Genomic DNA, 2099 nt, shown 5'->3' with positions numbered 1-2099 from the left:
GCGGGGCGGCAGCGTTGCGTGCGTCAGGTCTGCGGCCCGGACATGTCCTCGACCTCGCCCAGGGCCTCCTCCAGCCAGTGCAGCCAGAACGTCTCCAGGGCGATCCCGCCGTGCAGCACGAGCCGGCGCAGCCGGTCCTCCACGGCGTCCCGCCCCGGCGGGAAGTCCTTCTCCTCGATGGCCTCGTACTGCGCGAGCTGGCGCCGGTGCAGGTCCAGATGGCGCCGCAGCTCGGGACCGAGGCCCTGCGGCCCCACGACACCCGCCGCGCGGATCCGCAGCAGCAGCGGGTCGCGCATCGGCTTGGGGTCCTGGCTCTCGGCGACCCACCGGGCCAGCTCCGCGCCGCCGGCGGGCAGCACCTCGTACTCCTTCTTCTGCCCGCGCACGGGCACCTCGCTCGGCAGCTCCCGGATCAGCCCGGACTCCTCCAGGCGCCCCAGCTCGCGGTAGATCTGCTGGTGCGTCGCCGACCAGAAGTACCCGATCGACTTGTCGAACCGCCGGGTCAGCTCCAGCCCGGACGAGGGCTTCTCGAGCAGGGCGGTGAGGATGGCGTGCGGCAGCGACATGGCGCCATCCTAGGTTTGCGGTGGGACCGGCCACGCCGCCGCCTCCCGACGGCCGCCTCCGCACGGCCGCCCCGGACGGGCGCGGCCCGGTGGCGGCGCCGGCCCGGCGTGGCGAGGCTGGGGGTGTGGCTGCCGCATACGACTACTCGGACCTGACCGCCCTCTACGTGAACTGCACGCTCAAACGCTCACCCGATACCAGCAACACCGAGGGCCTGATCGACAAGAGCCGCAGGGTCATGGAAGCGGCCGGCACCCGGACCTCCCTCATCCGCGCCGTCGACCACGACATCGCGACCGGGGTCTGGCCCGACATGACCGAACACGGCTGGGAGAGCGACCAGTGGCCGGTCCTCTACAGCCAGATCATGGACGCCGACATCCTCGTCCTGTGCGGCCCCATCTGGCTCGGCGACAACAGCTCCGTGATGAAGCAGGTCATCGAGCGGCTCTACGCCTGCTCCTCGCTCCTGAACGAGCGGGGCCAGTACGCCTACTACGGGCGGGTCGGCGGCGCACTGATCACCGGCAACGAGGACGGCGTCAAGCACTGTGCCATGAACATCCTCTACAGCCTCCAGCACCTCGGCTATGTGATCCCGCCGCAGGCCGACGCGGGCTGGATCGGTGAGGCCGGTCCCGGCCCCTCCTACCTGGATCCCGGCTCCGGCGGCCCCGAGAACGACTTCACCAACCGCAACACCGCCTTCATGTCCTGGAACCTCATGCACGTGGCCGCCCTGCTCAAGCGCTCGGGCGGCATCCCGCCGCACGGCAACCAGCGTTCACAGTGGGACGCCGGCTGCCGCTTCGACTTCCCCAACCCCGAGCACCGTTGAGCCCGCGCACGTCCGGAGGAGGAATCCGGTGGAGCAGCTGCTGAGGGTCCAGAACTTCACCGTCTCGCGTGACGGATTCGGCGCCGGTGAGCACCAGAGCCTGGAGAGGCCGTTCGGCCACGCCGATCCCGGCGAGATGTTCGCCTGGGCCGGGGCCACCGCGAGCTGGCCCCACCGGACCGCCCCCGGAGGGAGCCGGGGCCTCGACGACTACTTCACCCGGGACTTCGCGCACAACATCGGCGCCGAGATCATGGGCCGCAACAAGTTCGGACCCCAGCGCGGACCCTGGGCCGACCACGACTGGCGCGGCTGGTGGGGTGAGGAGCCCCCGTTCCACACCCCCGTGTTCGTCCTGACCCACCACACGCGTCCCTCTTTCACGCTCTCCGACACCACCTTCCACTTCGTCGACGCCGACCCGGCCACCGTCCTGGACCGGGCGCGGGAAGCGGCGCGGGGCAAGGACGTACGGCTCGGCGGCGGGGCCACCACGATCCGCGAGTTCCTCGACGCCGGCCTCGTCGACACCCTGCACGTGGCGGTCTCGCCGGTGGAGATCGGATCCGGCGTCAGACTCTGGGAGTCCCCCGAAGAACTGCTCGACCGGTTCCACCTCGACGTCGTGCCCAGTGCCGGCGGTGTGACGCACCACCTGTTCTGGCGCAGGTGACGGCCGGGCCCGGGG

The 2099-nt window shown here is 71.1% G+C and carries 3 protein-coding genes; 2 read left to right on the top strand and 1 reads right to left on the bottom strand.

Going from position 1 to position 2099, the window contains the following annotated elements; all coding sequences use genetic code 11:
• Positions 1-23: 23 nt before the first annotated feature.
• Positions 24-572 (bottom strand): PadR family transcriptional regulator, encoded by a 549-nt coding sequence (locus ACWGIU_RS36465; RefSeq protein WP_453712367.1) that lies wholly within the window; start codon positions 570-572, stop codon positions 24-26.
• 125 nt (positions 573-697) lie between these two features.
• Here ACWGIU_RS36465 and ACWGIU_RS36460 point away from each other — a divergent pair, with 125 nt between their 5' ends.
• Together ACWGIU_RS36460 and ACWGIU_RS36455 are read left to right on the top strand one after the other, a co-directional pair.
• On the top strand, positions 698-1411 hold the full coding sequence (locus ACWGIU_RS36460; protein WP_453712366.1) for a flavodoxin family protein: 714 nt from the start codon (positions 698-700) through the stop codon (positions 1409-1411).
• A 28-nt stretch (positions 1412-1439) separates the two neighbouring features.
• Entirely contained in the window at positions 1440-2084 is a 645-nt protein-coding gene (locus ACWGIU_RS36455; protein ID WP_453712365.1) for a dihydrofolate reductase family protein, read from the top strand.
• The last annotated feature ends 15 nt before the right edge of the window (positions 2085-2099 follow it).

Source organism: Streptomyces sp. NPDC054840, from assembly GCF_053611065.1.
This window is presented reverse-complemented; position numbering and strand designations above follow the sequence as displayed.